At 65.5% G+C, this 25,798-nt stretch carries 26 protein-coding genes and 1 pseudogene; 23 read left to right on the top strand and 4 right to left on the bottom strand.

The features are described 5' to 3' along the window. From nuoG to Q4S45_RS12110, 20 genes and pseudogenes are all read left to right on the top strand, one after another. Positions 1-2,331 (top strand): NADH-quinone oxidoreductase subunit NuoG, encoded by a 2,331-nt coding sequence (gene nuoG, locus Q4S45_RS12205; RefSeq protein ID WP_305504515.1) that lies wholly within the window; start codon positions 1-3, stop codon positions 2,329-2,331. A gap of 14 nt (positions 2,332-2,345) precedes the next feature. Next, positions 2,346-3,416, top strand: a complete 1,071-nt coding sequence (nuoH, locus tag Q4S45_RS12200; RefSeq protein ID WP_374046107.1) for an NADH-quinone oxidoreductase subunit NuoH — start codon at positions 2,346-2,348, stop codon at positions 3,414-3,416. Between the two features lie 9 nt (positions 3,417-3,425). Further along, positions 3,426-3,914, top strand: a complete 489-nt coding sequence (gene nuoI, locus Q4S45_RS12195) for an NADH-quinone oxidoreductase subunit NuoI (RefSeq protein ID WP_305504511.1) — start codon at positions 3,426-3,428, stop codon at positions 3,912-3,914. Positions 3,915-3,938: 24 nt separating this feature from the next. Then, positions 3,939-4,622 (top strand): NADH-quinone oxidoreductase subunit J, encoded by a 684-nt coding sequence (locus tag Q4S45_RS12190; protein ID WP_305504509.1) that lies wholly within the window; start codon positions 3,939-3,941, stop codon positions 4,620-4,622. Further along, positions 4,619-4,927, top strand: a complete 309-nt coding sequence (gene nuoK, locus Q4S45_RS12185; RefSeq protein ID WP_136218558.1) for an NADH-quinone oxidoreductase subunit NuoK — start codon at positions 4,619-4,621, stop codon at positions 4,925-4,927. The genes Q4S45_RS12190 and nuoK overlap by 4 nt, the downstream gene beginning before the upstream one ends. 45 nt (positions 4,928-4,972) lie before the next feature. After that, positions 4,973-7,042: an NADH-quinone oxidoreductase subunit L gene (nuoL, locus tag Q4S45_RS12180; protein ID WP_305504505.1), complete on the top strand. Its 2,070-nt coding sequence runs from the start codon at positions 4,973-4,975 to the stop codon at positions 7,040-7,042. 24 nt (positions 7,043-7,066) lie between these two features. Next, positions 7,067-8,566 (top strand): NADH-quinone oxidoreductase subunit M, encoded by a 1,500-nt coding sequence (locus Q4S45_RS12175; protein WP_305504503.1) that lies wholly within the window; start codon positions 7,067-7,069, stop codon positions 8,564-8,566. A gap of 15 nt (positions 8,567-8,581) precedes the next feature. After that, positions 8,582-10,060: an NADH-quinone oxidoreductase subunit NuoN gene (nuoN, locus tag Q4S45_RS12170; protein WP_305504501.1), complete on the top strand. Its 1,479-nt coding sequence runs from the start codon at positions 8,582-8,584 to the stop codon at positions 10,058-10,060. Further along, a complete protein-coding gene (locus Q4S45_RS12165; RefSeq protein WP_305504499.1) occupies positions 10,060-10,362 on the top strand; it encodes a DUF2818 family protein in 303 nt (100 codons plus the stop codon). Before nuoN ends, Q4S45_RS12165 begins: the two co-directional genes overlap by 1 nt. 16 nt (positions 10,363-10,378) lie before the next feature. Further along, positions 10,379-10,936, top strand: coding sequence for an NUDIX domain-containing protein (locus tag Q4S45_RS12160; protein ID WP_305504497.1), 558 nt, complete (start codon positions 10,379-10,381; stop codon positions 10,934-10,936). A gap of 20 nt (positions 10,937-10,956) precedes the next feature. Next, a complete protein-coding gene (locus tag Q4S45_RS12155) occupies positions 10,957-11,634 on the top strand; it encodes a hypothetical protein (RefSeq protein ID WP_305504495.1) in 678 nt (225 codons plus the stop codon). 10 nt (positions 11,635-11,644) lie between these two features. Further along, complete coding sequence (gene ispD / locus Q4S45_RS12150; protein ID WP_305504493.1) at positions 11,645-12,334, top strand: 2-C-methyl-D-erythritol 4-phosphate cytidylyltransferase; 690 nt, start codon at positions 11,645-11,647, stop codon at positions 12,332-12,334. 15 nt (positions 12,335-12,349) lie between these two features. Continuing rightward, positions 12,350-12,865, top strand: a complete 516-nt coding sequence (gene ispF, locus Q4S45_RS12145; RefSeq protein ID WP_305504491.1) for a 2-C-methyl-D-erythritol 2,4-cyclodiphosphate synthase — start codon at positions 12,350-12,352, stop codon at positions 12,863-12,865. Positions 12,866-13,012: 147 nt separating this feature from the next. Further along, the gene (locus tag Q4S45_RS12140) at positions 13,013-13,477 is read left to right on the top strand and encodes a MarR family winged helix-turn-helix transcriptional regulator (RefSeq protein ID WP_305504490.1); all 465 of its coding nucleotides are present in this window, start codon (positions 13,013-13,015) and stop codon (positions 13,475-13,477) included. Further along, the gene (locus Q4S45_RS12135; RefSeq protein ID WP_305504487.1) at positions 13,461-14,705 is read left to right on the top strand and encodes an MFS transporter; all 1,245 of its coding nucleotides are present in this window, start codon (positions 13,461-13,463) and stop codon (positions 14,703-14,705) included. Before Q4S45_RS12140 ends, Q4S45_RS12135 begins: the two co-directional genes overlap by 17 nt. Positions 14,706-14,709: 4 nt before the next feature. Further along, complete coding sequence (locus Q4S45_RS12130) at positions 14,710-15,018, top strand: hypothetical protein (protein ID WP_305504485.1); 309 nt, start codon at positions 14,710-14,712, stop codon at positions 15,016-15,018. A gap of 74 nt (positions 15,019-15,092) precedes the next feature. Next, positions 15,093-15,644: an NADPH-dependent FMN reductase gene (locus Q4S45_RS12125; protein ID WP_305504483.1), complete on the top strand. Its 552-nt coding sequence runs from the start codon at positions 15,093-15,095 to the stop codon at positions 15,642-15,644. Between the two features lies 1 nt (position 15,645). Further along, positions 15,646-16,062 (top strand): annotated as a pseudogene (locus tag Q4S45_RS12120) (VOC family protein). Continuing rightward, entirely contained in the window at positions 16,059-16,937 is an 879-nt protein-coding gene (locus tag Q4S45_RS12115; protein ID WP_305504482.1) for an ion transporter, read from the top strand. Before Q4S45_RS12120 ends, Q4S45_RS12115 begins: the two are co-directional and overlap by 4 nt. Before the next feature lie 91 nt (positions 16,938-17,028). Then, on the top strand, positions 17,029-17,364 hold the full coding sequence (locus Q4S45_RS12110) for a phasin family protein (RefSeq protein WP_305504481.1): 336 nt from the start codon (positions 17,029-17,031) through the stop codon (positions 17,362-17,364). 41 nt (positions 17,365-17,405) lie between these two features. Here Q4S45_RS12110 and Q4S45_RS12105 read toward each other — a convergent pair whose 3' ends face one another. The 4 genes from Q4S45_RS12105 to Q4S45_RS12090 form a co-directional block, all read right to left on the bottom strand. Further along, positions 17,406-18,383 carry an FHA domain-containing protein gene (locus Q4S45_RS12105; protein WP_305504479.1) on the bottom strand — a complete coding sequence of 326 codons (978 nt, stop codon included), beginning with the start codon at positions 18,381-18,383 and terminating at the stop codon, positions 17,406-17,408. After that, positions 18,380-19,762 (bottom strand): serine protease, encoded by a 1,383-nt coding sequence (locus Q4S45_RS12100; protein ID WP_305504477.1) that lies wholly within the window; start codon positions 19,760-19,762, stop codon positions 18,380-18,382. The genes Q4S45_RS12105 and Q4S45_RS12100 overlap by 4 nt, the downstream gene beginning before the upstream one ends. A gap of 181 nt (positions 19,763-19,943) precedes the next feature. Beyond that, positions 19,944-20,588, bottom strand: coding sequence for a GTP cyclohydrolase II (gene ribA, locus Q4S45_RS12095; RefSeq protein WP_305504475.1), 645 nt, complete (start codon positions 20,586-20,588; stop codon positions 19,944-19,946). Between the two features lie 166 nt (positions 20,589-20,754). After that, the gene (locus Q4S45_RS12090) at positions 20,755-21,456 is read right to left on the bottom strand and encodes a pirin family protein (protein WP_305504473.1); all 702 of its coding nucleotides are present in this window, start codon (positions 21,454-21,456) and stop codon (positions 20,755-20,757) included. Positions 21,457-21,586: 130 nt separating this feature from the next. On the opposite strand from Q4S45_RS12090, the gene Q4S45_RS12085 reads away from it, so the two are divergent. The 3 genes from Q4S45_RS12085 (at position 21,587) to Q4S45_RS12075 (ending at position 25,726) form a co-directional block, all read left to right on the top strand. Beyond that, positions 21,587-22,522 (top strand): LysR family transcriptional regulator, encoded by a 936-nt coding sequence (locus Q4S45_RS12085; RefSeq protein ID WP_305504471.1) that lies wholly within the window; start codon positions 21,587-21,589, stop codon positions 22,520-22,522. Positions 22,523-22,614: 92 nt separating this feature from the next. Then, positions 22,615-23,601 (top strand): EAL and HDOD domain-containing protein, encoded by a 987-nt coding sequence (locus Q4S45_RS12080; protein WP_305504469.1) that lies wholly within the window; start codon positions 22,615-22,617, stop codon positions 23,599-23,601. Next, on the top strand, positions 23,594-25,726 hold the full coding sequence (locus Q4S45_RS12075; protein ID WP_305504467.1) for a bifunctional diguanylate cyclase/phosphodiesterase: 2,133 nt from the start codon (positions 23,594-23,596) through the stop codon (positions 25,724-25,726). The genes Q4S45_RS12080 and Q4S45_RS12075 overlap by 8 nt, the downstream gene beginning before the upstream one ends. The last annotated feature ends 72 nt before the right edge of the window (positions 25,727-25,798 follow it).

The following is a 25,798-nucleotide window of genomic DNA, read 5'->3' as shown; positions in this document are numbered from 1 at the left end:
ATGGTTGAAATTGAAATTGACGGTAAGAAGGTAGAAGTCCCACCGGGTTCGATGGTGATGGACGCTGCCAACAAGATCGGTACGTACATCCCGCACTTCTGCTATCACAAGAAATTGTCGATCGCGGCCAACTGCCGCATGTGCCTGGTCGAAGTAGAGAAGGCGCCCAAGCCGCTGCCGGCCTGCGCCACGCCGGTCTCGGCCGGCATGATCGTGCGTTCGAACAGCGAAAAAGCTGTCCAGGCGCAGAAGTCGGTCATGGAATTCCTGCTGATTAACCACCCGCTCGACTGCCCGATCTGCGACCAGGGCGGCGAATGCCAGCTGCAGGACCTCGCGGTCGGCTACGGCAAGTCGAACTCGCGCTACGAAGAAGAAAAGCGCGTGGTGCCGCCGAAAGACGCCGGCCCGCTGATCTCGATGGCCGAGATGACCCGCTGCATCCACTGCACCCGCTGCGTGCGCTTCGGCCAGGAAGTGGCCGGCGTGATGGAGCTGGGCATGCTGGGCCGCGGCGAGCACGCCGAAATCACCTCCTTCGTCGGCAAGACCGTCGACTCCGAAGTGTCGGGCAATATGATCGACCTGTGCCCGGTCGGCGCGCTGACGTCGAAACCGTTCCGCTACAGCGCCCGTACCTGGGAACTGTCGCGCCGCAAGTCGGTATCGCCGCACGATTCGCTCGGCTCGAACCTGATCGTCCAGGTCAAGGGCGGCAAGGTCATGCGCGTTCTGCCGCTGGAAAACGAAGCGATCAACGAATGCTGGCTGTCCGACAAGGACCGCTTCTCGTACGAAGGCCTGGACAGCGCAGAGCGCCTGACCGCGCCGATGATCAAGCAGGGCAACCAGTGGCAAGAGACCGACTGGCAGACCGCGCTCGAATACGTCGCCCACGGCCTGCGCAACATCAAGCATGAGCATGGCGCCGATGCGATCGCCGCCGTCGCCACGCCGCACTCGACGCTGGAAGAGATGACCCTGCTGGCCAAGGCCATGCGCGGCATCGGTTCCGAGAACATCGACTTCCGCCTGCGCCAGACCGACTTCGCCCTCGACGGCCAGGTCACGCCGTGGCTGGGCATGCCGATCGCCGCGCTGTCGACCGTCAAGCGCGCGTTCGTCATCGGTTCGTTCCTTCGCAAGGACCACCCGCTGGTCGCCACCCGCCTGCGCGCCGCCGTCAAGGCCGGCGCCAAGCTGACGGTATTGAACGGCGCCGACGACGAGCTGCTGATCCCGGGCGCGACCCGCATGAGCGCCGCGCCGTCGGACTGGGTCGCCTCGCTGTCGGACATCATCGCCGCCATCGCCAAGGACAAGGGCATCGACGCGCCTGCCGGCTTCGACAAGATCAAGGCCGACGCACCGGGCAAGACCGTTGCCGCCAACCTCGCCGGCGACGGCGAAGGCGTCATCCTGCTCGGTAACGCCGCCATGTACCATCCGCAGGCGTCGCAGATTCACGCGGCCGCCCAGTGGATCGCCAATGCCACCGGCGCCAAGCTCGGCTACCTGGTCGACGCCGCCAACACGGTCGGCGGCTACCTGGCCGGCGCTACCGCCAAGAACGCGGTCGAACTGTTCTCGCAGCCGAAGAAAGCCTACGTGCTGCTCAACGCCGAACCGGAACTGGACGCGGCCAACCCGCAACAGGCCGTCGCCGCGCTGAAGGGCGCCGAGATGGTCGTCGCGATGAGCGCATTCAAGCACGGCATGGACTACGCCGACGTGCTGCTGCCGATTTCGCCGTTCAGCGAAACCTCGGGCACCTTCGTCAACTGCGAAGGCCGCGCGCAAAGCTTCAACGGCACAGTCAAGCCGATGGGCGACGCCCGCCCGGCCTGGAAAGTGCTGCGCGTGCTGGGCAACCTGCTGGGTCTGACCGGTTTCGACTACGACACCTCCGAAGCGATCCGCGACGAAGTGCTGGGCAAGGGCGTGACCGACCTGTCGGCCAAGCTCTCGAACACGTCCACCATCGCCGCGGTTGCCGCGACCTTTGGCGACAAGGGTTCGCTCGAGCGCGTCACCGACGTGCCGATCTACTTCGCCGACGCGATTGCGCGCCGTTCCGAGCCGCTGCTGCGCACGGCCGATGCGCAGGCGCCGCTGGCGCACCTGCCAGTGGCCCTGGCCGAGAAGCTGGGCGTGAAAGCCGGCGACACCGTCAAGGTCACCCAGGGAACCGGCTCGGCCATCCTGGTCGCCGCGATCGACAAGGGCCTGCCGGTGAACGCCGTGCGCGTCGCCGCGGCCCATCCATCGACCGCCATGCTGGGCGCGATGTTCGGCGCCATCCACATTGAAAAAGCAGGGGAGGGCAAGTAATGGGTCTGTCTGAAATGATCGTTACCGCCCAGTCCCACGGAACGGCCTTGCTCGGCTCTTCGTTGTGGATGCTGGTCTGGACCCTCGTCAAGATCCTCTGCGTGCTGCTGCCGCTGATGGGCCTCGTCGCTTACGCCACCCTGTGGGAGCGCAAGCTGATCGGCTGGATCCAGATCCGTATCGGCCCGAACCGGGTCGGCCCGGCCGGCCTGCTGCAGCCGATCGCCGACGCGCTCAAGCTGCTGTTGAAAGAAATCGTCGTCCCGACCAAGGCCACCACCAGCCTGTTCATCCTCGGCCCGATCCTGACGATCGCGCCGGCGCTGGCCGCCTGGGTCGTGGTGCCGTTCGGCCCGCAAGTGGCGCTGGCGGACGTCAACGCCGGCCTGCTGCTGCTGATGGCGATCACCTCGCTCGAAGTCTACGGCATCATCATCGCCGGCTGGTCGTCGAACTCGAAGTACTCGTTCATGGGCGCCATGCGCGCCTCGGCCCAGATGATCTCCTACGAAATCCCGATGGGCTTCGTGCTGGTGGTCGTGCTGCTGGTATCGGGCTCGCTGAACTTCTCCGACATCGTCGCCGTGCAGCAGCGCGGTTCGATGGTCGAGCATGGCCTGTCCTTCCTTTCCTGGAACTGGCTGCCGCTGCTGCCGCTGTTCGTGGTCTACCTGACCTCGGGTCTCGCCGAGTGCAACCGCCACCCGTTCGACGTGGTGGAGGGCGAGTCGGAAATCGTCGCCGGCCACATGGTGGAATACTCGGGCATGTCGTACGCGATGTTCATGCTGGCCGAATACGCCAACATGATCCTGATCGGCGTACTGGCTTCGATCATGTTCCTCGGCGGCTGGGCTGCGCCGCTCAAGGTCCTCGAATTTGGCGGTGGTTTCGGCGGCTTCTTCTGGCTGTTCGCCAAGACCTTCTTCATCGTCTCCCTGTTCGTGTGGGTACGCGGCACGTTCCCGCGCTACCGCTATGACCAGATCATGCGCCTCGGCTGGAAAGTGTTCATTCCGCTGACCCTGGTCTGGCTGGTCCTGGTCGCAGGCGTAATGCAGACGTCCTGGAACATTTGGAAGTAAGGAAAAGCAATGGATCGTTTTAAAGATTTTTTCAACAGCATGATGCTGACGGAGCTGTTCAAGGGCATGGCCCTGACCGGCAAGTACATGTTTTCGCGCAAGATCACGGTGCAGTACCCGGAAGAGAAGACGCCGATGTCGCCGCGCTTCCGCGGCCTGCACGCGCTGCGCCGCTACCCGAACGGGGAAGAGCGCTGCATCGCCTGCAAGCTGTGCGAAGCGGTGTGCCCGGCCATGGCCATCACGATCGAGTCCGAGCAGCGTGACGACGGCTCGCGCCGCACCACGCGCTACGACATCGACCTGACCAAGTGCATCTTCTGCGGCTTTTGCGAAGAGTCCTGCCCGGTCGATTCGATCGTCGAGACCCACGTGCTCGAGTACCACGGCGAGAAACGCGGCGACTTGTACTACACGAAAGAGATGCTGCTGGCGGTCGGCGACCGCTACGAGAACGACATCGCTGCCGCCCGCGCAGCCGATGCTCCGTACCGCTAATAACTGTAGGACTCTGGGTTAGTCATGGAATTTAAAACTGCTTTGTTCTACGTGTTCGCGGCGATCATGGTGCTCGCCGCCACCCGCGTCATCACCGCCCGCAATCCGGTGCACGCGGCACTGTTCCTGGTGCTCGCGTTCTTCAACGCGGCCGGCATCTGGATGCTGCTGAAGGCCGAGTTCCTGGCCATCGTGCTGGTGCTGGTCTATGTCGGCGCCGTGATGGTGCTGTTCCTGTTCGTCGTGATGATGTTGGATATTAATATCGACCGCATGCGCGAAGGCTTCTGGGGCTACCTGCCGCTGGCGTCTGGCATCGGCGCGCTGATCGTGCTCGAGATGGCCGCCGTGCTGTGGCGCGGTTTCCTCAACGTGGACAACCAGTCCGCCGCTTCGGGCGCCAACATCGGCGGCACGAAGGAGCTGGGCATCCTGATCTACACCAAGTACATCTACGGCTTTGAAGTTGCCGCCGTGATCCTGCTGGTGGCGATCATCGCCGCCGTCGCCCTGACCCTGCGCAAGCGCAAGGACACCAAGGCGATCGATCCGGGCATCGCCGTGCGCGTCAAGCGCAACGACCGCCTGCGCATCGTCAAGATGAAGGCAGTGGACCAGCCGGCGATCGACGCCGCTGCAACCGCCGCCGCACTGGCTGCCGCGGAAGCGCAAGCCGTCGTCGCCACCGACGCCAAGGAGAAGAAATGACTTTATCGCTCGCACACTACCTGGTCCTGGGCGCGATCCTGTTCGCGATCTCGATCGTAGGGATCTTCCTGAACCGGAAAAACATCATCATCCTGCTGATGGCCATCGAACTGATGCTGCTGGCGGTGAACCTGAACTTCGTCGCGTTCTCGCACTACCTGGGCGACGCGGCAGGGCAGATCTTCGTGTTCTTCATCCTGACCGTGGCGGCCGCAGAATCGGCAATCGGCCTCGCGATCCTGGTGGTCCTGTTCCGTAACCTGGACACGATCAACGTGGAAGACCTGGACAGCCTGAAGGGCTAAGTTCGCAGCTTCATTCATTCGAATAAATAACGATTAAGGTTCAACATGGCGGGGCAAATTCTCAACCCTAACCTCCTTCTGGCGGTCCCTCTGGCGCCGCTTGCCGGCTCGGCGATCGCCGGCCTGCTGGGCACGAAGTTCCTCGGCGAAGTGGTCGGCCGCAAGGTATCGACCGCGGCCACCATCCTGGGCGTGCTGGTCGCGCTGCTCATCTCGGTGCAGACCCTGCTCGCGGTGAACGACGGCGCCACCTTCAACGGCACGATCTACAACTGGATGACGGTCGGCTCGCTGAAGATGGAAGTCGGCTTCCAGATCGATGCGCTGTCGGCGATGATGATGTGCGTGGTGACCTTCGTGTCGCTGATGGTGCACATCTACACCATCGGCTACATGGCGGACGACGAAGGCTACAACCGCTTCTTCTCGTACATCTCGCTGTTTACGTTCTCGATGCTGATGCTGGTCATGGCCAACAACTTCCTGCAGCTGTTCTTCGGCTGGGAAGCGGTGGGCCTGGTGTCGTACCTGCTGATCGGCTTCTGGTACACCCGCCCGACCGCGATCTTCGCCAACATGAAGGCCTTCCTGGTCAACCGCGTCGGCGACTTCGGCTTCATCCTGGGCATTGGCCTCTTGCTGGCCTACGCCGGCACCATGAACTACCAGGAAGTGTTCGCCAAGCGCGAGGCGCTCGCCGCCATGAGCGTCGCCGCCACCGGCTGGCCGCTGCTGACGGCCGCCTGCATTTGCCTCTTCATCGGCGCGATGGGCAAGTCGGCCCAGTTCCCGCTGCACGTCTGGCTGCCTGACTCGATGGAAGGCCCAACCCCGATCTCGGCACTGATCCACGCGGCGACCATGGTCACCGCCGGCATCTTCATGGTCTCGCGCATGTCGCCGCTGTTCGAGCTGTCCGACACCGCGCTGTCCTTCGTGCTGGTGATCGGCTCGATCACCGCGCTGTTCATGGGCTTCCTGGGCATCATCCAGAACGACATCAAGCGCGTGGTCGCTTACTCGACCCTGTCGCAGCTCGGCTACATGACCGTGGCGCTCGGCTCGTCGGCTTACTCGATCGCCGTGTTCCACCTGATGACGCACGCGTTCTTCAAGGCGCTGCTGTTCCTCGGCGCCGGCTCGGTCATCATCGGCATGCACCACGACCAGGACATCCGCAATATGGGCGGCCTGCGCAAGTACATGCCGATCACCTGGATCACCTCGCTGCTCGGCTCCCTGGCGCTGATCGGCACCCCGTTCTTCTCGGGCTTCTACTCGAAGGACTCGATCATCGAGGCGGCCGCCGCGACCCACATCTGGGGCTCGGGCTTCGCCCAGTTCGCGGTGCTGGCCGGCGTGTTCGTCACGGCGTTCTACTCGTTCCGCATGTACTTCCTGGTGTTCCACGGCGAAGAGCGCTTCGGCAAGCCGCAGCACCATAGGGACGACCATGCCGTCGTCCGCCACGATTCGGACGCGCACGACGAAGACCACGACGACCATCACCACCATGGCCTGGAGCCTGGCCAGAAGCCGCACGAGTCGCCATTCGTGGTGTGGTTCCCGCTGGTGATGCTGGCGATTCCTTCGGTGGTGATCGGCTACATGACGATCGGCCCGATGCTGTTCGGCGACTTCTTCAAGGGCGTCATCTTCGTCGGCGAGAACCACCACGCGATGCACGAACTGCACGAAGAGTTCCACGGTGCGATGGCGATGGCGATGCACGCCTTCACCTCGCTGCCGTTCATCCTCGCCGCGCTTGGTGTCGCCTCGGCTTACTACTGCTACCTGATCAACCCGAAAGTGCCGGCCTGGTTCTACGCCAAATTCCACGCGCTGCACACGCTGCTGGACAACAAGTACTACATGGACAAGTTCAACGACGTGGTGTTCTCGGGCGGCGCGCGCCTCCTGGGCAACGGCCTGTGGAACGTCGGCGACAAGGGCCTGATCGACGGCCTGATCGTCAACGGCAGCGCAAAGCTGGTGGGCTGGTTCTCGACGGTGGTGCGCACCGTGCAGACCGGCTACATCTACCACTATGCGTTCGTGATGATCATCGGCGTGCTGGCCACGCTGATGTACTTCTTCCCGTTCTGGCACGCTTAATCAGACCCGACAAAGATAAAGAAAATGATGCAGTCTCTTTCTACCTATCCTCCGTACCTTAGCCTGTCGATCTGGCTCCCGGTCATCTTCGGCATGATCGTGCTGGCCATCGGCCGCGACAAGAACCCGGGCCTGACCCGCTGGGTGACCCTGATCGGCTCGATCATCAGCTTCCTGGTGACGATTCCGCTGCTGATGCACTTCGATAATGCCCACCACGGCATGCAGTTCGTTGAAAGCACGCCGTGGATCGGCCGCTTCAACATCATGTACGCGCTCGGCGTCGACGGCCTGTCGCTGTGGTTCGTGCCGCTGACCGCCTTCATCCAGGTCATCGTCGTCATCTCCGCCTGGCAGGTGATCGAAGAGCGCGTTGCGCAGTACATGGGCTCCTTCCTGATCCTGTCGGGACTGATGATCGGCGTGTTCTGCGCGCTCGACGGCCTGCTGTTCTACTTCTTCTTCGAAGCGACCCTGATCCCGATGTTCATCATCATCGGCGTGTTCGGCGGCGCCAACCGGGTGTACGCGGCGTTCAAGTTCTTCCTGTACACCTTCTTCGGCTCGCTGCTGACGCTGATCGCGATCATCTACCTGTACAACAAGTCGGGCGGCTCCTTCAGCATCCTCGAGTGGCACACCCTCAAGCTCTCGATGCGCGAGCAGGTCCTGATCTTCCTGGCATTCCTGATGGCGTTTGCCGTCAAGGTGCCGATGTGGCCAGTGCACACCTGGCTGCCGGACGCCCACGTCGAAGCGCCTACCGGCGGCTCCGTCGTGCTGGCCGCGATCATGCTGAAACTGGGCGCGTACGGCTTCCTGAGGTTCTCGCTGCCGATCGCCCCTGATGCGTCGCACTACCTGTCGGGCTTCATCATCACGCTGTCGCTGATCGCCGTGATCTACATCGGCCTGGTCGCGCTGGTCCAGAAGGACATGAAAAAGCTGGTCGCCTATTCGTCGATCGCGCACATGGGCTTCGTCACCCTCGGCTTCTTCGTCTTCAACCCGATGGCGGTGCAGGGCGGTATCGTGCAAATGATCTCTCACGGCTTCATCTCCGGCGCGATGTTCCTGTCGATCGGCGTGCTGTACGACCGCATGCACTCGCGCCAGATCGCCGACTACGGAGGAGTGGTCAACCGCATGCCGAAGTTCGCCGCCTTCATGGTGCTGTTCTCGATGGCCAACTGCGGCCTGCCAGCGACCTCCGGCTTCGTCGGCGAGTTCATGGTGATCCTGGGCGCGGTCCAGTTCAACTTCTGGATTGGCCTGCTGGCCGCCACGGCGCTGATCTTCGGCGCGGCCTACTCGCTGTGGATGGTCAAGCGCGTGATCTTTGGCGCGATCGGCAACAAGCATGTCGACGAACTGACCGACATGAACAAGCGCGAGTTCTTCATGTTCGCCGTGCTGGCCATCGCCGTGATCGCAATGGGCCTGTACCCGGCGCCGTTCACCGATACGATGCAAACCTCGGTGGCCGACCTGCTCCAGCACGTCGCCGTCAGCAAACTGCCTTAAATCGAAATGAATCAAATGACCAACCCAAACCTGATCCCGGTTTACGCCGAAATCTTCCTGATGGTCGCGGCGTCGGCGATCCTGTTGATCGACATGTTCATGTCGAAGCGCTCGCTGGCCTACTACCTGTCGCTGGCCACGCTGGCCGGCTGCGCGGTATTGAGCTACGCCGACTTCAACGCCGGCACTACCGTCTACACGTTCAACAACATGTTCGTGTCGGACCCGATGTCGAACCTGCTCAAGCTGTTCACGTATCTCACGATCGGCATGACGCTGATCTACTCGCGCCAGTACGCCTCCGAGCGCGGCATGTTGTCCGGTAACCTGGGCGGTGAGTTCTATGTGCTCGCGCTGTTCTCGATGCTTGGCCAGATGGTCATGATCTCGGGTAACAACATGCTGGTGATTTACCTCGGCCTCGAACTGATGTCGCTGTCGCTGTATGCGCTCGTCGCCATCCGCCGCGACCACGCGGTATCGACCGAAGCGGCGATGAAGTACTTCATCCTCGGCGCGCTGGCCTCGGGCTTCCTGTTGTACGGCATCTCGATGCTGTACGGCGCCACCGGCTCGCTGGACCTGACCGAAGTGGCCAAGGCCGCAAGCGGCGGCATCGCCAACAAGACCATCATGGTATTCGGCATCGTGTTCGTCGTCGCCGGCCTCGCGTTCAAGCTGGGCGCCGTGCCGTTCCACATGTGGGTGCCTGACGTCTACCAGGGCTCGCCGACCGCGGTGACCCTGCTGCTGGGCGGCGCGCCGAAGCTGGCCACGTTCGCGATCTGCATCCGCCTGCTGGTCGAAGGCCTGCTGCCGCTGGCGATCGACTGGCAGCAGATGCTGATGGTGCTGGCCGTGCTGTCGCTGGCGATCGGCAACCTGACCGCCATCGCGCAGACCAACCTCAAACGCATGCTGGCCTATTCGACCATCGCGCAGATGGGCTTCGTACTGCTCGGCCTGATGGCCGGCGTGGTCGGCGTTGATTCGGCCAACGCCGCGTCGGCCTACAGCGCCGCGATGTACTACTCGATCACCTACGTCCTGACCACGGTCGGCAGCTTCGGCCTGATCATGATGCTGGCGCGCGCCGGCTTCGAAGCCGAAGAAATCGCCGACTTCAAGGGCCTGGGCAAGCGCAGCCCGTGGTTCGCCATCGTCATGACCATCCTGATGTTCTCGCTGGCCGGCGTGCCGCCGATGATGGGCTTCATGGCCAAGTGGGCGGTGCTGCAGTCGGTCGTCACCGCCGGCTACGTCTGGCTCGCGATTGCGGCCGTAATGTTCTCGCTGATCGGCGCGTTCTACTACCTGCGCGTCGTCAAGACCATCTGGTTCGACGAAGCGGCCGACGCTTCGGTCATCGCGGTGCCTGGCGACATGCGCCTGATGCTGTCGCTGAACGGCGTGGGCATCGTGGTCCTCGGCCTGGTGCCGGGCGGCCTGCTGGGCGCCTGCATGCACGCGATGAGCAAGACCCTCGGCACCTGATGGATGTATCGCTGGCAGCATGGGTGGTGATCGCCGTCGCACTGGCGCTCGCCAACCTGCCGTTCCTGACCGAAAACGTGTTCGGCCTGATCCCGCTGAAGGGCGCCAAGCCCCTGTGGGTGCGCCTGGCCGAGCTGCTGGTGCTGTACTTCGTGGTGGGCGCGCTGGCGCGCCTGCTCGAAGGCCGGATCGGCAACGTGTTCGGGCAGGAGAAGGAGTTCTACATGCTCACCGTCCCGCTGTTCGTCACGCTCGCTTTCCCCGGCTTCGTGATACGCTATCTGCGCAAGCGCCACCACTGACTTTTTCGGAGCCCGCATGGACGACCACCTCAAGGAAACCCGCATAGACGGCGAGCTGGCGTACGAGGGCAGCTTCCTGAAAGTCACGCGCGACCGCGTCGCGCTGCCCGACGGGGCGCAAACCCACCGTGAATTCATCCGCCATCCCGGCGCGGTCGTGATCCTTCCCGTGTTCGACGACGGCACCGTGCTGCTCGAGCGCCAGTTCCGTTATCCGCTCGGCCAGGTGTTCGTCGAATACCCGGCCGGGAAGATCGATCCGGGCGAAGATCCGCTCGAATGCGCCAAGCGCGAGCTGCAGGAAGAAACGGGCTACACGGCCGCCGACTGGCAGTTCGTCTGCACCATCCACAACGCGATCGCCTATTCGGACGAGCACCTCGACCTGTACCTGGCGCGCGGCCTGACCGAAGGCGAGGCGCAGCTCGACGACGGCGAGTTCCTCGAAACCTTCCGCGCCAGCGTGCCGGAGATGCTCGCGATGATCCAAAGCGGCGAGGTGACGGACGTGAAGACCGTGATCGGCACCTTCTGGCTCGAAAAGATCCTGTCCGGCGCCTGGAAAAGCGCCTGAACCTTCCGATGAAACGGCGGTTGGCGGCTGCAGTGCTGCTGGCCTCGGCCGGCGCCGCGGCAGCGCAGCCGTCGCGTTTCGAGGCGCGTTGCGAAAGCGGCATCGGCGCCACGGCCGCGCACCTCTCCGCCAGCGACCAGGGTTACACGATCAACAATACCGTGTCCTACCAGCGCCTGACCGGCATGCGGCCGCCGGCTGCCGGGCGCAGCTACGTGCTCGGCCTGACGCGCGCCGAATCGCGCGTTTCGATCCAGCTCGACGCCAAACTGCTGGCCGATCCGCAGTCGCGGCGCGAATGCATCGCGCCGCAAATTACGGTTGCGCTGTCGTACATTCCGATCACGGTGTACGTGGGCCGCGAATTTCCGCCCGGTTCGTGCTCATATCAGGAGATTCTTGCTCATGAGATGCGCCATCTCAAGGTCTACCTGAGCCATTTGTCGAAAGTGGAAACAGTGGTGCGCGCCGCGTTGGACAGGCGATTTGCCGGCCGGCCGATCTACGCGCCGATGGGCCAGGCCAAGGCGATGCTGGCGCGCGAAATCGATGCCGAATGGATGCCGTACATTAAAAATGAGCTGGACCGTGTCGAGCAATTACAAGCGGAAATCGACTCGCCGCAAGAGTACGCCCGCCTGAGCAGAGTTTGCAAAGGTGAGGTACAGTCCCTTATCAGACCGCCGCATAAACACTGACGAACCAACGATGAACAGCCCAGCACCACGTTACTTTGCCTTGATCCCGGCGGCCGGTGTCGGCGCCCGGATGGCTGCGGACGGACCCAAGCAATATCTCCCCATCGCAGGCAAGCCGATGCTGCGCCATACCATCGACGCCTTCCTGTCCAGCGAGCGCATCAGCCACACTTTCGTGGTGGTCAGTTCCGATGACGGCCAGATCGACAGCGTTGCGCCGCGCGACGGCGTGTCGGTGCTGCGCTGCGGCGGCGCCACCCGCATGGAATCGATCCAGAACGGCCTGCAGGCGATGGCCGGCACGGTGCGCGAGGACGACTGGATCCTGGTGCACGACGCCGCGCGGCCTGGCCTGAACGGCGCGCTTATCGACAAGCTGGTCGATGAGGTCGGCGCGCATCCGGTCGGCGGCCTGCTGGCGCTGCCGGTGGTCGACACCGTCAAGCGCGCTGCCGGCGACACTGTCGCCACGATTTCCCGCGACGGCCTGTGGCTGGCGCAGACACCCCAAATGTTCCGCTTCCGACTGCTGCGCGACGCACTAGCTGCCGCCAGCGACGCCGCCGCCATCACCGACGACGCCAGCGCGGTCGAAGCCATGGGCCACGCGCCCATGCTGGTCGAAGGACATCCCCGTAATTTAAAAGTGACGCTGCCGCGCGACATCGAGATCGCCGCGATGTACCTGGCCGCGCCTTAACCTAAGCGAACTGACATGTCTCTTGCATCCTACAATCCCGCTCCTCCGTTTCGCATCGGCACCGGCTATGACTGCCACGCGCTGGTCGAAGGCCGCAAACTGATCGTCGGCGGCGTCACCATCCCGCACCGCCTGGGCCTGTTCGGCCATTCGGACGCGGACGTGCTGCTGCACGCGATCATCGACTCGATGCTGGGCGCGGCGGCGCTGGGCGACATCGGCAAGCACTTTCCGGACACCGATCCGATGTTCGCCGGCGCCGACTCGCGCACCTTGTTGCGCGAAGTGGCGCACCGCGTGATCGCCACCGGTTACCTGATCGGCAATATCGACGCCACCATCATCGCGCAGGCGCCGAAGATGGCGCCGCACATCGGCCAGATGGTCTCGCGCATCGCCGAAGACATCGGGGTGTCGCCGCAGCAGGTCAACATCAAGGCCAAGACCAACGAGAAGCTGGGCTACCTGGGGCGCGAGGAGGGCATGGCGGCCGAGGCGATCTGCATGCTGATCAAGGCGCCGGCCGCTTGAGGCGCCAGCGTCAAAGACGGGGTCAGGTCCGGCGGACCTGACCCCAGGGTTTAGGCCGCGGCTTTAAACGGATTCGCCTTCGCACCAACACAAAGGGTGTATATGCACTATAATCGGCTTCATCCGATATGTGCACCTACACTCTTTATGGCTGACCTGATTGAAACCCCGCTCGGCTGCACCTGCTTCAAGCTGCGCAAGCTCACCCGGGCCATGTCGCGCGTGTACGACCACCACATGGCTACCGTCGGCCTGAAGACCACCCAGTACTCGGTGCTGAAGAACGCCGGCCAGGAAGCGCTGCCGGTGGCCGAGCTGGCCGACCGCCTGGGCATCGAACGCACCACCATGACGCGCAACCTCAAGCCGCTGATCGAGGCCGGCTGGATCACGCTCGAGGCGGGCGAGGACAGCCGCCAGCGCATCGTCACCATCACCGCCGCCGGCCGCGCCAAGGTGAAGCAGGCCTACGGCGCCTGGCGCACCGCCCAGACCGAATTCGAGCGGCTGATCGGCGCCGCCAACGTGCGCGCGCTGCACGCGCAGCTCGACACCACGCTCACCCAGCTCACTCCCCTGATCGAGGATCTCCACCATGCCAACCCAGACTGAAATGACGCCGCGCGCCGCGTGGCTGCTGATCCTCGCCGCATCGGCCATCCTGATGATCACGATGGGCGCGCGCCTGACCACCGGCCTGTTCATGTCGCCGATTAACACCTCGACGGGCCTGGGCATCGCGTCGATCAGCTTTGCGCTGGCGGTCGGCCAGTTCATGTGGGGCGCCGCACAGCCCGTGTTCGGCGCCGTGGCCGACAAGTGGGGCTCGGCCAAGGTGATCATCCTGGGCGCGCTGATGCTCGCCGCCGGCCTGGCGCTCACGCCCTTGGTCAGTTCGCAATGGGGACTGATGTTTACGATGGGCTTCCTCAGCGCGGCCGGCGCCGGGGCGGGCAGCTTCTCGATCCTGATCGGCGCCACCGCGCAGCGCCTGCCGCCCGAGCGCCGCCCGTTCGCGGCCGGATTCATCAACGCCGGCGGCTCGTTCGGGCAGTTCGTGTTCGCGCCGCTGATGCAAGCGATCATCAGCAGCGCCGGCTGGATCGCCGCGATGCTGACCATGGCCGCGACCACCTTGCTGACCATCCCGCTGGCGTGGCCGCTGCGCCGCAACGCCGGCGTCAAACCGGGCGCGGTTGCGAAGCCGGCGGAGCAGGGCGGCATGACGCTGGGCCAGCAGGTGAAGATCGCATTGAAGGATCCGAGCTACCTGTGCCTGCACGCCGGCTTTTTCACGTGCGGCTTCCACATCGCCTTCCTGGTCACGCACCTGCCGGGCGAGGTCGCGCTGTGCAACCTGTCGGCCGGCGTGTCCGCCACCGCGCTTGGGCTGATCGGCCTGTTTAACATCGCCGGCAGCCTGACCGCCGGCGCGCTGTCGATGCGGTTTCGCATGAAGTCCCTGCTGGCCCTTATGTACGGCAGCCGCGCGCTCATCATCGTGATCTACCTGCTGGCGCCGAAAACGCCGCTGACCTTTTACGTGTTCGCCGCCGCGCTGGGCTTCACCTGGCTCGCCACCGTGCCGCCGACCGCCGGCCTGGTGGGCAAGCTGTTCGGAATGCGCTACCTGTCCACGCTGTTCGGCCTGACCTTGCTGTCGCACCAGGTCGGCGGCTTCCTCGGCGCCTGGCTGGGCGGGCTGTCGTTCGTGACCTTCGGCGACTACACCTGGATGTGGTACGCCGACATCGTGCTCGCGCTCGGCGCCGCGCTGGTCAACCTGCCGATCCGCGAGGCGCACGTCGCGCGCGCGCCGGCTGCAGCGGTGAAGGCGTAAGGCGATGGCGCGCGATACCTGGGCCTACCGCGAAGTGGCGGTCGAATCGGTGATCGATCCGCGCACCGGCGCGTTGGTCATCCGGCCGATGGCGGGGCAGGCGTTCGCACCGACCTTGCCGGTGCACTGCTCGCGCGCGCTGTCCGATCCGGCGCAGTACCCGGCCGGCACACGCTTCCTGCTGTCGGCCAAGCTGACCGACCGGCTGGGCGGGCCGCAGTTCCTGTATGCTTATCACGGGGATCCCGTCACCGTCCTGAGCAAAGCGGCGGCGAGCAAATTCCTGGCCGCGTTCAGGCGCGGGCGGATTTAGCCTTGCGTGCGCGCTGATCGGGTAAAAGATGCAAAAATGGTCATTGTCTATTCGCCCACAGTAAAGGAAACGTCATGGCCTCACGGAAAATCGCCGTCATCGTCGGCAGCCTGCGCAAGGAATCGTTCAACCGCAAAGTCGCCAAGACGCTGATGCTGCTGGCGCCGCCGCAACTGGACATGACGATCGTCGAGATCGGCCAGCTGCCGCTGTACAACCAGGACGACGACGATGCGCCGCCGGCCACCTTTACCGAGTTCCGCGACAAGATCAAGGGCTTCGACGGCGTGCTGTTCGTCACGCCCGAGTACAACCGCTCGGTGCCGGGCGTGCTGAAGAACGCCATCGACGTCGGCTCGCGCCCCTACGGCCAGAGCGCCTGGAACGGCAAGCCGGCCGGCGTGGTCAGCGTGTCGCCGGGCGCCATTGCCGGCTTCGGCGCCAACCACCACCTGCGCCAGTCGCTGGTATTCCTCAACATGCCGGCGATGCAGCAGCCCGAAGCCTACATCGGCAACATCAGCAAGCACTTCGACGGCGACAAGCTGACCGACGAGTCCACCGAAAAGTTCCTCAAGACATTCATCGACGCCTTCGCCACCTGGGTCGAGCGCCACGCCGACTGACATGGCGATCGCAATCCGCGAGATCGACCACATCGTCCTGCGCGTGATACGGCTGGACGAGATGATACGTTTTTACTGCGATGTGCTCGGTTGCCGTATTGAAAGGCGCTAGGACGAGATTGGCCTGGTGCAGCTGCGCGCGGGCAGCGCGCTGGTGGACCTGGTGCCGGCCGACGGCAAGCTCGGCAGGATGGGCGGCGCCGCGCCGGGTCGCGAAGGGCGCAATCTCGATCACGTATGCTTTCGCGTCGAGCCGTTCGACGCCGCCGCGATCGGCGCCCACCTGGCCGCGCACGGCGTCGCGGCCGGCCCGGTCGAATCGCGCTACGGCGCCGAGGGCGAGGGACCGTCGATCTATCTGCACGATCCCGAAGGAAACATGATCGAACTGAAGGGCCCGCCGGCCGCACGGCCATGAGCGATCGCGCCACGCCCGTGGCCGAGCAGCAGGCGGCTCTGCAATTCGGCAAGCCGCCGGAAGGCTGGCGCCGGCGCCTGTACAACGTCATCTTCGAGGCCGACACCCCGGCCGGCCGCAACTTCGACATCGCGCTGGTGATCGCCATCCTCTTGAGCATTTTGGTCGTCGTGCTCGACAGCGTGCCGTCCATCCATTCGGTTCACAGCGGCACGATGGACGCGCTGGAGTGGGGCGTCACCATCCTGTTTACCGCCGAATACATCGCGCGCCTGTCCTGCGTGCGCCATCCGCTGCGCTACGCCACCAGCTTCTTCGGCATCATCGACCTGCTGTCGGTGCTGCCGACCTATTGTTCGCTGTTCGTGCCGGAAGCGGCGGCGCTGCTCGACATCCGCATCCTGCGCCTGCTGCGCGTGTTCCGCATCTTCAAGCTGACGCTGTACATCGACGAATACACGATGCTGGGCGGCGCGCTGCGCGCCAGCGGACGCAAGATCCTGGTGTTCCTGTCGGTCGTGCTGATGGCCGTGCTGATCCTCGGCACCGTGATGTACGTCGTCGAAGGGCCGGGGCACGGCTACACCAGCATCCCGGTGGCGATGTACTGGGCGACGGTGACGATGACCACGGTCGGCTACGGCGACATCACGCCGCACACGGGCCTGGGCAAGACCATCGCCTCGTTCATGATGCTGCTCGGCTGGGGCATCCTGGCGGTGCCCACCGGCATCGTCACCGCCGAGATGACCTCGATGCGCCTTGGACGGGGGCGCTACGCCCGCACTTGCCCCGGCTGCGGGTCCGGTGGCCACGAGCCCAACGCGCGTTTCTGCAAGGATTGCGGAACACAATTGCCCGCGCCGCCACCTTGACCGCAGGCCGCTCCACTTGACATGGATCAAACCGGTGAAGTGCTCCTGCCCCTAGTCTTGTACCTCCTTTGACTACAACCAAGGCCAACCGATGTTTCAATTTCCACCATCCGTCACCCCTGCCGTCCGCAGTCACCTGGACGCCCAGATTTCGTTTGCCAGCGACTTGGGCAAGTCGTTTTTCCGTTCGTTCCGGCATGTGTGCGACCTGAACATCCAACTGGCGCAGACGCTGCTGGAAGAGATCAGCGTGGCCGGTCACCAGCTCATCGCTCACCGGCGCCCGGCCGAGGCGCTGCTCGCCGCCAGCGCGCGCGCCCAGCCGGCCGCCGACACGCTGCGCGCCTACCAGAGAAGTATTTCGCGTGTCGCCGCCGGCGCCCAGGTCGATCTGGCGCGCGTGACCGGACAGCATGTGCGCTCATAGCCAAACTGGGGTCAGGTCCGCAGGACCAGGCCCCATTCTGATCAGTCGTCGTCATCCTCGGCGACGTTGTCCTTGACCTTCTTCATGCGCTCGGCGTCGAGCTTGGCCTTCATGCCGCCGACCTTCACCATGAACTCATCGACGTTATGGTCGCGCGCCACCTTGATCGACGGCGGCATCAGCACCGACATGTACAGCTCCGATCCCATCCGGCCGGTGCGCTGCTCGTTGCTTATCAGGGTCAGGCCGGACCCGAGCGCGGCCAGCACCAGGCAGGTGATGGCGAAGCGCCGCGAACCGTTCGGCTTGACGGTGGACAGGTGGAAGTACAGCATGCCCGCCGCCAGCAGGATGACCAGGTGGGCGCCGTAGCGCGTGAGCCACTCGAACGAGAACGCGTACGCCAGCGTGCTCAATATCAGCTCGATCGCCACCAGCGCCGCCAGCGCGGAGCCGAGGATGAACAGGTGCCGCCCGAGCCGCGCGTGGCGTCCGAACAGCCGGTTGGCGAAGGCCCATCCGCCGGCCCACACCAGCGCGGCGCCGATGCCGAACGCCAGCGCCTGCAGGTAGCGGATCAGCTGGAACGAACTGGTGTCGTTCAGCCACATGGTAAACAGCGCGACGACGCCAATCAGGAACAGGCCGGCCAGGCCCGGCATGGCGCCTTCCCACGCATGCATCGTGCGGTCCACCTGTTCGGCCGGTACCGGGAAGTCGGCGGCGCGCACGCGCAGCGTGGTGTGGCCGATGCGCACGATCGTGTTGCCGGTCATGACCAGCGTGGCCATGCGCTTGCCGCGGTGGACCACGCCGTTCCTGGTGTCCAGGTCGCGCAGCACCATGCGCCCGTCCTGGTCCGATTCGACGATGGCGTGGCGCGGCGCGCAGTGGGCGTCGTCGACGATGAAGTCGTTGTCGTAGCCGCGCCCGATGCGGATCGGCAGCGCATCGACGCGGTGCCGGTGCAGCACGTCGCCGTTGCGCGCCAGCGTCTCGACGAAGTAGGGCGCGCTCATTGCTTGCCCCCGCGGCCCAGCGCCTCAAGGAAGGCGCGCGTGGTGCGCATGCCGTTCTCGAACGAGACGCCGGAGACGTCGATGCGGCTTTGCAGGCTGGCCTTCGGGTCGTCGTTGGTGGCGGTCATCAGGGTGAAGTTATACAGTCCCGCGAACTTGCGGTAGGCGCGCACGCAGGTGACCGCGCGCAGCGGCACGGTTTTGGTGGCGACGAATTGCTCGGTGCACGAAGGGCCGGTCATGCGCGTGTCCTTGGCGCGCCCCAGGTTGTCCACCTTGAACAGGGTGCTGGCCAGCACCGAGAAGCGCACCTTGTCGAGGCTGGACGAGTGCACGTACTGGTGGCTCATCGCCACGTGGCCGGTCTGCTGCGACTCCGACACGTAGATCGCCGACTCCATCTGGCAGCTGATGGTGTCGGCGGTGAAGGTCGCCTCGGCCTTCACGTTCGATCGCCCCCAGCAGCGTACCTGTTCGCTCTCGCGCACCGGCACCTTGTACGGCCCCATCGACTTGAGCGAGAGCGGCTGCTCGAGCAGCTTGTCGATCATCGCCTTCTGGTGCGCCAGCAGCTGCTGGCCGATCAGCGGGTTGAAGTCCTTCGGCGGCGCCGTTTGCGCGGCCACCTTTTTCAGCAGCTCCTGGGCGTAGCGGACCGGCACCAGGAAGCTCACCAGCTCACCGTCGCGCCGCTTCGACACGTTCACGCCGGCCACGTCGCCCGACACCGTCACGCTGGGACCGCCGCTCATGCCCGAGTTGATCGGGCCGGTAAACATCAGCTGGTCGTAGAAGCTGCGCGTGATGACGCCGTTGTAGGAACCCTCGGAGATGGCGAATCCCAGGTCGAGCGGATTGCCGAGCGAGTAGAGGTACTGGCCCTGGGTGAGCTTGGCCAGCTTTTCGGGCACATTGAAAAAGCCGGTGCCATTACGCGTCACGCGCACCACGGCGAGGTCGTGCAGCACGTCCACCGCCAGCAGTTCGACCGGGCCGCGCTTGCCGTCGGTGTCGACGTATTCACCGATGTAGACGTCCGGGTCGAGCGCCATCTGCGACACCACGTGGTAATTGGTCAGCACCAGGTTGCTGGTGCCGACCAGGAAGCCGGAACCGACGGTGGACTGGCTGCGACCGTTCTTGAGCAGCATGCGGATCTGCAGCAGGTCGCCCTTGGCGGCGGAGTAGACCTTTTGCGCGGCCGAGGAGGGCGGCGGCAGCGCGGCGTTGTCGGCTTCGGGCGCCGGCGGCGTGGCGGCAGGGGGAAGCGCCGGCGACGGGGCGGTCGCCGGCTGGGCAGGCGGCGGCTTGGGGGCGGCGCCGGCGCCGGCGGCCAGGGTCAGGCAGCAAAGCAGTGCGGCAGGCGAGACAAAGTTCATGCAATCCTTCGGTGACAAGATGCTCTTGCCACCAGCATAACTTATTTGCCGCCGCGCGTGGGGGGATTGGGAACGGGGTCTGGTCCTGCGGACCTGACCCCATCCTGGGCTGCGACGGATGCAGAAAATGGGGCCAGGTCCGCAGGACCAGACCCCGGTATCGATCCGCGGCGTCCCGTACTTACAGCTCGCCGTCCTCGGCGACCGCTTCGGCCAGCGGCGTCATCATGTGCCCCAGCTTCGCTTCCTTGGTATTGAGGTAGCTGTTGTTGAAGGCGTTGCGGTTCACCAGCAGCGGCACGCGTTCGGCCACGCGCACGCCCAGCTTCTCCATCGCGTCGATCTTGCGCGGATTGTTGGTCATCAGGCGCAGCGTCTTGATGCCGAACTGCGCCAGCATCGGCTGGCACAGCTCGTAGTTGCGGGCGTCGGCGTGGAAGCCCAGCTGCAGGTTGGCCTCGACCGTGTCGGCGCCGGCTTCCTGCAGGCGGTAGGCGCGGATCTTGTTGACCAGGCCGATGCCGCGGCCTTCCTGGCGCAGGTACAGCAGGATGCCGCGGCCCTCGTCGGCGATCTTGCGCAGCGCGCCTTCGAGCTGGGCGCCGCAATCGCAGCGCTGCGAGAACAGCACGTCGCCCGTAAGGCATTCCGAATGCACGCGCGCCAGCACCGGTTCGCCGTCGCCGATGTCGCCCAAGGTCATGGCGAGATGCTCCTTGCCGGTGGCGTGTTCGACGAAGGCGTGCAGCGTGAACTGCGCCCACGGCGTCGGCAGGGCGCACGAGGTGACGTAGTCGAGCAGGTGATCGTTGGGTGTGGCGGGCATGGCGGTATCTCTGAATCTATTTCTGTAGCCGCAAGTGTAGCGGAAATCGGGACTTCTCGTAGTTACAGGGCAGATGGGGTCAGGTCCGCGGGACCAGACCCCGATATTCACGCGACGGCGATCGAAGCCGGGGTCTGGTCCCGCGGACCTGACCCCATTGTCATTATTAATACGGCAGGTCGAACACCAGCACTTCGGCGTCCGTCGCCTGTGCAAGTTCAATCGCCGCTTCGCCGGTGAGCTTGAGCGCGTCGCCGCCGCCCAGCGCGATGCCGTTGACGGTGACCTCGCCGCGGATCACGTGAACGTAGCCGGTGCGCCCCGGCGCCAGCGCGTGGCTCGCCTTGTCGCCGCCGCCGAGGATCGCCGCGAAAATCGCCGCATCCTGGTGGATCAGCACCGAGCCGTCGCGCCCGTCGTTCGACGCGATCAGGCGCAGCTTGCCCTGCTTGGTCTCCGGCGCGAAGTGCTTCTCCTCGTAGCTGGGCGCGATACCGCGCACGTTCGGCTCGATCCAGATCTGCAGGAAGTGCACCGGTTCGCTGCGCGAGCCATTGAATTCGCTGTGGCGCACACCGCTGCCGGCGCTCATGCGCTGGACGTCGCCATAGTGCAGCACCGATCCCGTGCCCATGCTGTCCTTGTGCTCGAGGGCGCCGTCCAGCACGTACGAGATGATCTCCATGTCGCGGTGGCCGTGGGTGCCGAAGCCCTGTCCCGGCGCCACGCGGTCTTCGTTAATCACCAGCAGCGGGCCGAAGCCGGTGTGCTCGGGATCCCGATAGTCGGCAAACGAGAAGGTGTGCTTCGAGTGTAGCCAGCCGTGGTTGGCGTCGCCCCGATCCGCGCTTTTTCGTACTTGCAGCATGACTTGCTCCGTTTCTGTTCAGGTTACGTGCGATAATTTCGATGACCAATCGCCTCAGAGAAGCCAGTATATTCCTGCGCCGCCGTTTCGGAAAACGGAATGTTTTGAATCCTATGATCGAAAAAATCGAATGTTGAAATTATCGCTGGAAGCGCTGCAGATCGTCGATGCGATCGACCGCCGCGGCTCCTTCGCCAAGGCTGGCCACGAGCTGCACAAGGTGCCGTCGACGATTTCGTACATGGTCGCCAAGCTGGAGGACGACCTCGGATTGCAGGTATTCGAGCGCAACGGTCCGCGCATCCTGCTCACGCCGGCCGGGCGCGAACTGCTCAAGCAGGGCCGCTTCCTGTTGAAGGCGGCGCTCGAGCTCGAGCAGCGCGTCCAGCGCGTAGCCTCGGGCTGGGAGACCGAACTGGCGATCGGCATGGATTCGATGTTTTCGGCCTTCGCGCTGCGCGACGATATCGCCGCGTTCTACGAAATCGCCCACAGCACGCGCCTGCGGCTGTTGCAGGAGGCCCTGTCCGGCACCTGGGAGGCGCTGCTGGACCGGCGCGTCGATCTGCTGGTTGGTGTGGCGGGCGAGGGGCCGGCCGGCGGCGGCTATGTCGCGCGCCCGATTGGCCAGATGCGCTTCGTGTTCGCGGTGGCGCCGCACCATCCGCTGGCCCAGCACCCCGGGCCGCTGGGGCGCGCCGACCTGCAGGAGCACCGTGCGATCGTCGTCGGCGACAGCGCCCGCAACATGGTGGGGCGCACGGTCGGACTGCTGCTCGGGCAGGATGCGCTGACCGTGCCGGCCATGCGGCTGAAATTCGAGTTCCAGCTGGCCGGCCTCGGGTTCGGCTTCCTGCCCGAGCCGTGCGCGCGCGCCGCCATCGCGCGCGGCCTGCTGGTGGAAAAGGAGGTCGAGGAGGCGCGCGCTCCCGAAACCTTTTATGTGGCCTGGCGCAGCGCCGACGACGGCGCGGCGCTGCGCTGGTGGCGCGAGCGGATGCAGCAGGGCGGCCTGTTCGCCCGGCTGTGCGCGGCGCTTCCCGGCGCGAACCCTTCCGAGGTGTAACAATCGGTCCACAGCCATGCGCGAAATGTTGGTAGAAATCAACACTTTCGAGGTAACATGGACAACGATAGTCACGATTTCCGAAGCTTGCAATGAATGCCACGATACCTGTTCCGCTGGTCTTTTTCCGGGTGCTGGGCGACCGCACCGGCAAGCCCGCCGGCTTGCTGATCGACGCCGGCGCGGGCGACGCCGCGGCCCTGCTGCCGCTGTTCGGCGCCGAGCCGTTCGAGGCCCTCTCCGGCGGCTTCGACTGTTTCTACCGTCCGCAGATCGCGCCCGCCGCGGCGCTCGCCCTGCAGGACGCCGGCTGGAAGGAAATGGCGGCGGGCGCGCTGTGCCGCGCCGACGACCGGCTGGAGCCGGATTACCTGCCGCCGGCCGCGGCATGGGTGGACGGCGACTGGTGCATGGCGCCGCCGCCCAAGGCCACCGGCCCCCAAGCCGCCTCGCGCGCCACCGCGCTGCAAATGGTGCAGCTGGTCTCGGCCGACGCCGACACCCACGAAATCGAAGCGCTGCTGCGGCGCGACCCGACGCTGTCGTACAACCTGCTGCGCTTGGTGAACTCGCTCGGCGTAGCCGGCGGGCGCCGCATCACCAGCTTCTCGCAGGCGCTGCTGATGCTGGGGCGCCAGCAACTGCGCCGCTGGCTCAACCTGATGCTGTTCGCCGCGCGCCAGAATGACGTGCGCTCGGCGATGCTGCTGGCGCGGGTGGCGATGCGCGCCCGCGCGCTCGAGCTGCTGGCCAGGTCGCGCGGCCTGGACAAGAACACCCAGGACCAGGGCTTCATGGCGGGCATGTTCTCGCTGCTCGGCGTGCTGTTCGGGATGCCGCTGACCGAAGTGCTGGCGCCGCTGGCGCTGGGCGACGCGGTGCATGCCGCGCTGCTGCGGCGCGAGGGCGAACTTGGCACGCTGCTGATGCTGTTCGAGCGCGCCGAACGGGGCGACCTCGAAGGCGTGGCCGCCCAGCTCGAGGCGCTGCAGATCCCGCGCCAGGACTTTAATCAGGCGATGGTGGACGCCGCCGGCTGGATGCAGGGCGCGCTGCGCGAGAGCCAGGGGAATGCCTGACGCCGCGCTGGACCGCTGCCTGCGGCTGGCGCGCGCCGCGCGTTCGCTGCAGGGCGCCGCGCTCGACGCAGTGCTGTGCGAACTCGATGAGGCGCTGGCCGCGGCCGGCGCGCGCGCCGACGGCGACGACGAGGAGCCGGCGCTTTCGCTCGACCTGGCCGGCTACGTGACCGGCTGGAACCGCGGCGCCCACGCGCTGTTCGGCTATACGCCCGACGAAGCGCTCGGCCAGCATGTACTGTTTCTCGATGCCGACGATGGCGACGAACCGGCCGGCTGGTTCGCGGAGCCCGGCAGCGCGCCGGTCGAGGTCCTGCGGCGCACGAAGAGCGGCGAGATCGTGCGGGTGGCGATGGCGCTGTCGATGATCCACGACGACGCGGGCGAGCCGGCCGGCGTGATGGTGCGTCTGGCGCCGGCGGCCGGCGCGCTCACCGGGCAGGACAAGCTCGCGCTGCATTCGCGCATGATCGAAGACAGCGACTACGGCGTGCTGATCACCGACGCCGGGCAGCGCATCGTCTCGGTAAACGCCGCGTTCTCCCGCCTGACCGGCTACTCGGCGGCCGAAGCGCTCGGCCAAGGCGCCGACATGCTCAGCGCCGGCGTGCATGACGCCGACCTGGTGGCCAAGGTGCGCGCCGCGATGCAAGGCCACGGGCCGTGGCGCGGCGAGATCGTCGGCCGGCACAAGAGCGGCGAGCCGTTTCCGCAGACGGTGACGATCAGCGTGGTGCGCGACGCCGCCGGCGCGGTCACCCATGCGTTTTCGCTGTTTTCCGACATCGGCGTGCACAAGGACGCCGAGGCGCGCATGCAGCGCCTGGCAAACTACGACACCCTGACCGGGCTGCCGAACCGCAGCCTGTTCAACCACCTGGTCGACCAGATGCTCAGCGAAGCGCGGCGCGCCAGCGAATACGGCGCGCTGCTGGTGATCGAAGTGGACCGGGTCGCCGCGTACGGCGAGTCGCTCGGGGCCGACGTCGCCGGCGACGCGGTGCGCGAAGTCGGGCGGCGCTTTCGTGGCGCGCTGCGCGACGCGGACATCCTGGCGCGCATCGACACCGTGAAGTTCGCCGTGGCGCTGCCGCACATCGAAAAGCGCGAGCACGCCGGCATCGTCGCCCAGAAGCTGCTGGCCACGCTGGCGCAGCCGGTCGCCGCCGGCGCGCACAGCCTGCGTGTGGGCGCGCGCATCGGTGTCGCCGTCTACCTCGAGGACAGCACCGACACCGCCACGCTGATCCGCTACGCCGACGTCGCGGTGGCCAGGGTGGAGGCGGGCGCGGACGACCGCTTCCTGTTCTACAGCGAAGAGATGGACCAGCGCGCCAAGGACCACCTGCGGCTCGAGAACGAGCTGCGCGCCGCGCTGGCGGGCGGCCAGCTCGAGCTGCACTACCAGCCGAAGGTGAGCCTGCGCAGCGGCCGGATGGTTGGGGCCGAGGCGCTGATCCGCTGGCGCCATCCCGAGCGCGGCATGGTGCCGCCGGCCGAATTCATCCCGCTGGCCGAAGAGACGGGGCTGATCTTCGACATCGGCGCCTGGGTGCTCGACGAGGCCTGCCGCCAGGTCCGCGCCTGGAAGGACGCCGGCCTGGCGATGCCGCCGGTGGCGATCAACCTGTCGGCGCGCCAGTTCGACCGACGCCTGCCGGCCCGCATCCAACAAGTGCTCGACCGGCATGGTGTGCTGCCCGAGCAGATCATGCTGGAGATTACCGAGAGCCTGCTGGTGGGCGGCAGCGACAGCGTGATTGCCATCATGAACGAGCTGGTGGCGATGGGACTGGCGCTGGCGCTGGACGACTTCGGCACCGGCTATTCGAGCCTGGCCTACCTGAAGAAATTCCCGATCAGCACGCTCAAGATCGACCGCTCCTTCGTGGTCGGGCTGCCGGACGGCGAGAACGACTGCGCCATTGCGCGGGCAATCGTCACGATGGCGCAGCAGCTGCGCCAGGAGATCGTGGCCGAAGGCGTCGAGACGGCCGAGCAGATGGCGTTCCTGCGCGACCTGGGCTGCGACCAGCTGCAGGGATGGCTGTTCAGCGCGGCGGTGACGGGCGACGAGTTCGCGCGGATGCAGCAGCAGGGCGCGCGCCTGCAGGTAGGCCGCTGAGGTGATGTATCGGGGTCTGGTCCTGCGGACCTGACCCCATCTTCGAGCAGTTCAAAATGGGGTCAGGTCCGC

Source organism: Massilia sp. R2A-15 (assembly GCF_030704305.1).
Classification (GTDB): Bacteria; Pseudomonadota; Gammaproteobacteria; order Burkholderiales; family Burkholderiaceae_D; genus JAFCUW01.
Note: the sequence above shows the minus strand (reverse complement) of the source record. Positions and strands in the feature narration are given on the sequence as shown.

What these genes read in the sequence shown, in the direction of transcription:
- Q4S45_RS12085 (WP_305504471.1), top strand. Translation starts at nt 21,587, where the DNA reads ATGTTGAAATTATCGCTGGAAGCGCTGCAGATCGTCGATGCGATCGAC.
- nuoG (WP_305504515.1), top strand. Translation starts at nt 1, where the DNA reads ATGGTTGAAATTGAAATTGACGGTAAGAAGGTAGAAGTCCCACCGGGT.
- nuoN (WP_305504501.1), top strand. Translation starts at nt 8,582, where the DNA reads ATGACCAACCCAAACCTGATCCCGGTTTACGCCGAAATCTTCCTGATG.
- Q4S45_RS12160 (WP_305504497.1), top strand. Translation starts at nt 10,379, where the DNA reads ATGGACGACCACCTCAAGGAAACCCGCATAGACGGCGAGCTGGCGTAC.
- nuoK (WP_136218558.1), top strand. Translation starts at nt 4,619, where the DNA reads ATGACTTTATCGCTCGCACACTACCTGGTCCTGGGCGCGATCCTGTTC.
- Q4S45_RS12140 (WP_305504490.1), top strand. Translation starts at nt 13,013, where the DNA reads ATGGCTGACCTGATTGAAACCCCGCTCGGCTGCACCTGCTTCAAGCTG.
- Q4S45_RS12105 (WP_305504479.1), bottom strand. Translation starts at nt 18,383, where the DNA reads ATGAGCGCGCCCTACTTCGTCGAGACGCTGGCGCGCAACGGCGACGTG.
- Q4S45_RS12165 (WP_305504499.1), top strand. Translation starts at nt 10,060, where the DNA reads ATGGATGTATCGCTGGCAGCATGGGTGGTGATCGCCGTCGCACTGGCG.
- Q4S45_RS12110 (WP_305504481.1), top strand. Translation starts at nt 17,029, where the DNA reads ATGTTTCAATTTCCACCATCCGTCACCCCTGCCGTCCGCAGTCACCTG.
- Q4S45_RS12080 (WP_305504469.1), top strand. Translation starts at nt 22,615, where the DNA reads ATGAATGCCACGATACCTGTTCCGCTGGTCTTTTTCCGGGTGCTGGGC.
- Q4S45_RS12090 (WP_305504473.1), bottom strand. Translation starts at nt 21,456, where the DNA reads ATGCTGCAAGTACGAAAAAGCGCGGATCGGGGCGACGCCAACCACGGC.
- Q4S45_RS12135 (WP_305504487.1), top strand. Translation starts at nt 13,461, where the DNA reads ATGCCAACCCAGACTGAAATGACGCCGCGCGCCGCGTGGCTGCTGATC.
- nuoI (WP_305504511.1), top strand. Translation starts at nt 3,426, where the DNA reads ATGGATCGTTTTAAAGATTTTTTCAACAGCATGATGCTGACGGAGCTG.
- ispF (WP_305504491.1), top strand. Translation starts at nt 12,350, where the DNA reads ATGTCTCTTGCATCCTACAATCCCGCTCCTCCGTTTCGCATCGGCACC.
- Q4S45_RS12075 (WP_305504467.1), top strand. Translation starts at nt 23,594, where the DNA reads ATGCCTGACGCCGCGCTGGACCGCTGCCTGCGGCTGGCGCGCGCCGCG.
- Q4S45_RS12115 (WP_305504482.1), top strand. Translation starts at nt 16,059, where the DNA reads ATGAGCGATCGCGCCACGCCCGTGGCCGAGCAGCAGGCGGCTCTGCAA.
- ispD (WP_305504493.1), top strand. Translation starts at nt 11,645, where the DNA reads ATGAACAGCCCAGCACCACGTTACTTTGCCTTGATCCCGGCGGCCGGT.
- Q4S45_RS12190 (WP_305504509.1), top strand. Translation starts at nt 3,939, where the DNA reads ATGGAATTTAAAACTGCTTTGTTCTACGTGTTCGCGGCGATCATGGTG.
- nuoH (WP_374046107.1), top strand. Translation starts at nt 2,346, where the DNA reads ATGATCGTTACCGCCCAGTCCCACGGAACGGCCTTGCTCGGCTCTTCG.
- Q4S45_RS12100 (WP_305504477.1), bottom strand. Translation starts at nt 19,762, where the DNA reads ATGAACTTTGTCTCGCCTGCCGCACTGCTTTGCTGCCTGACCCTGGCC.
- Q4S45_RS12175 (WP_305504503.1), top strand. Translation starts at nt 7,067, where the DNA reads ATGATGCAGTCTCTTTCTACCTATCCTCCGTACCTTAGCCTGTCGATC.
- nuoL (WP_305504505.1), top strand. Translation starts at nt 4,973, where the DNA reads ATGGCGGGGCAAATTCTCAACCCTAACCTCCTTCTGGCGGTCCCTCTG.
- Q4S45_RS12130 (WP_305504485.1), top strand. Translation starts at nt 14,710, where the DNA reads ATGGCGCGCGATACCTGGGCCTACCGCGAAGTGGCGGTCGAATCGGTG.
- ribA (WP_305504475.1), bottom strand. Translation starts at nt 20,588, where the DNA reads ATGCCCGCCACACCCAACGATCACCTGCTCGACTACGTCACCTCGTGC.
- Q4S45_RS12125 (WP_305504483.1), top strand. Translation starts at nt 15,093, where the DNA reads ATGGCCTCACGGAAAATCGCCGTCATCGTCGGCAGCCTGCGCAAGGAA.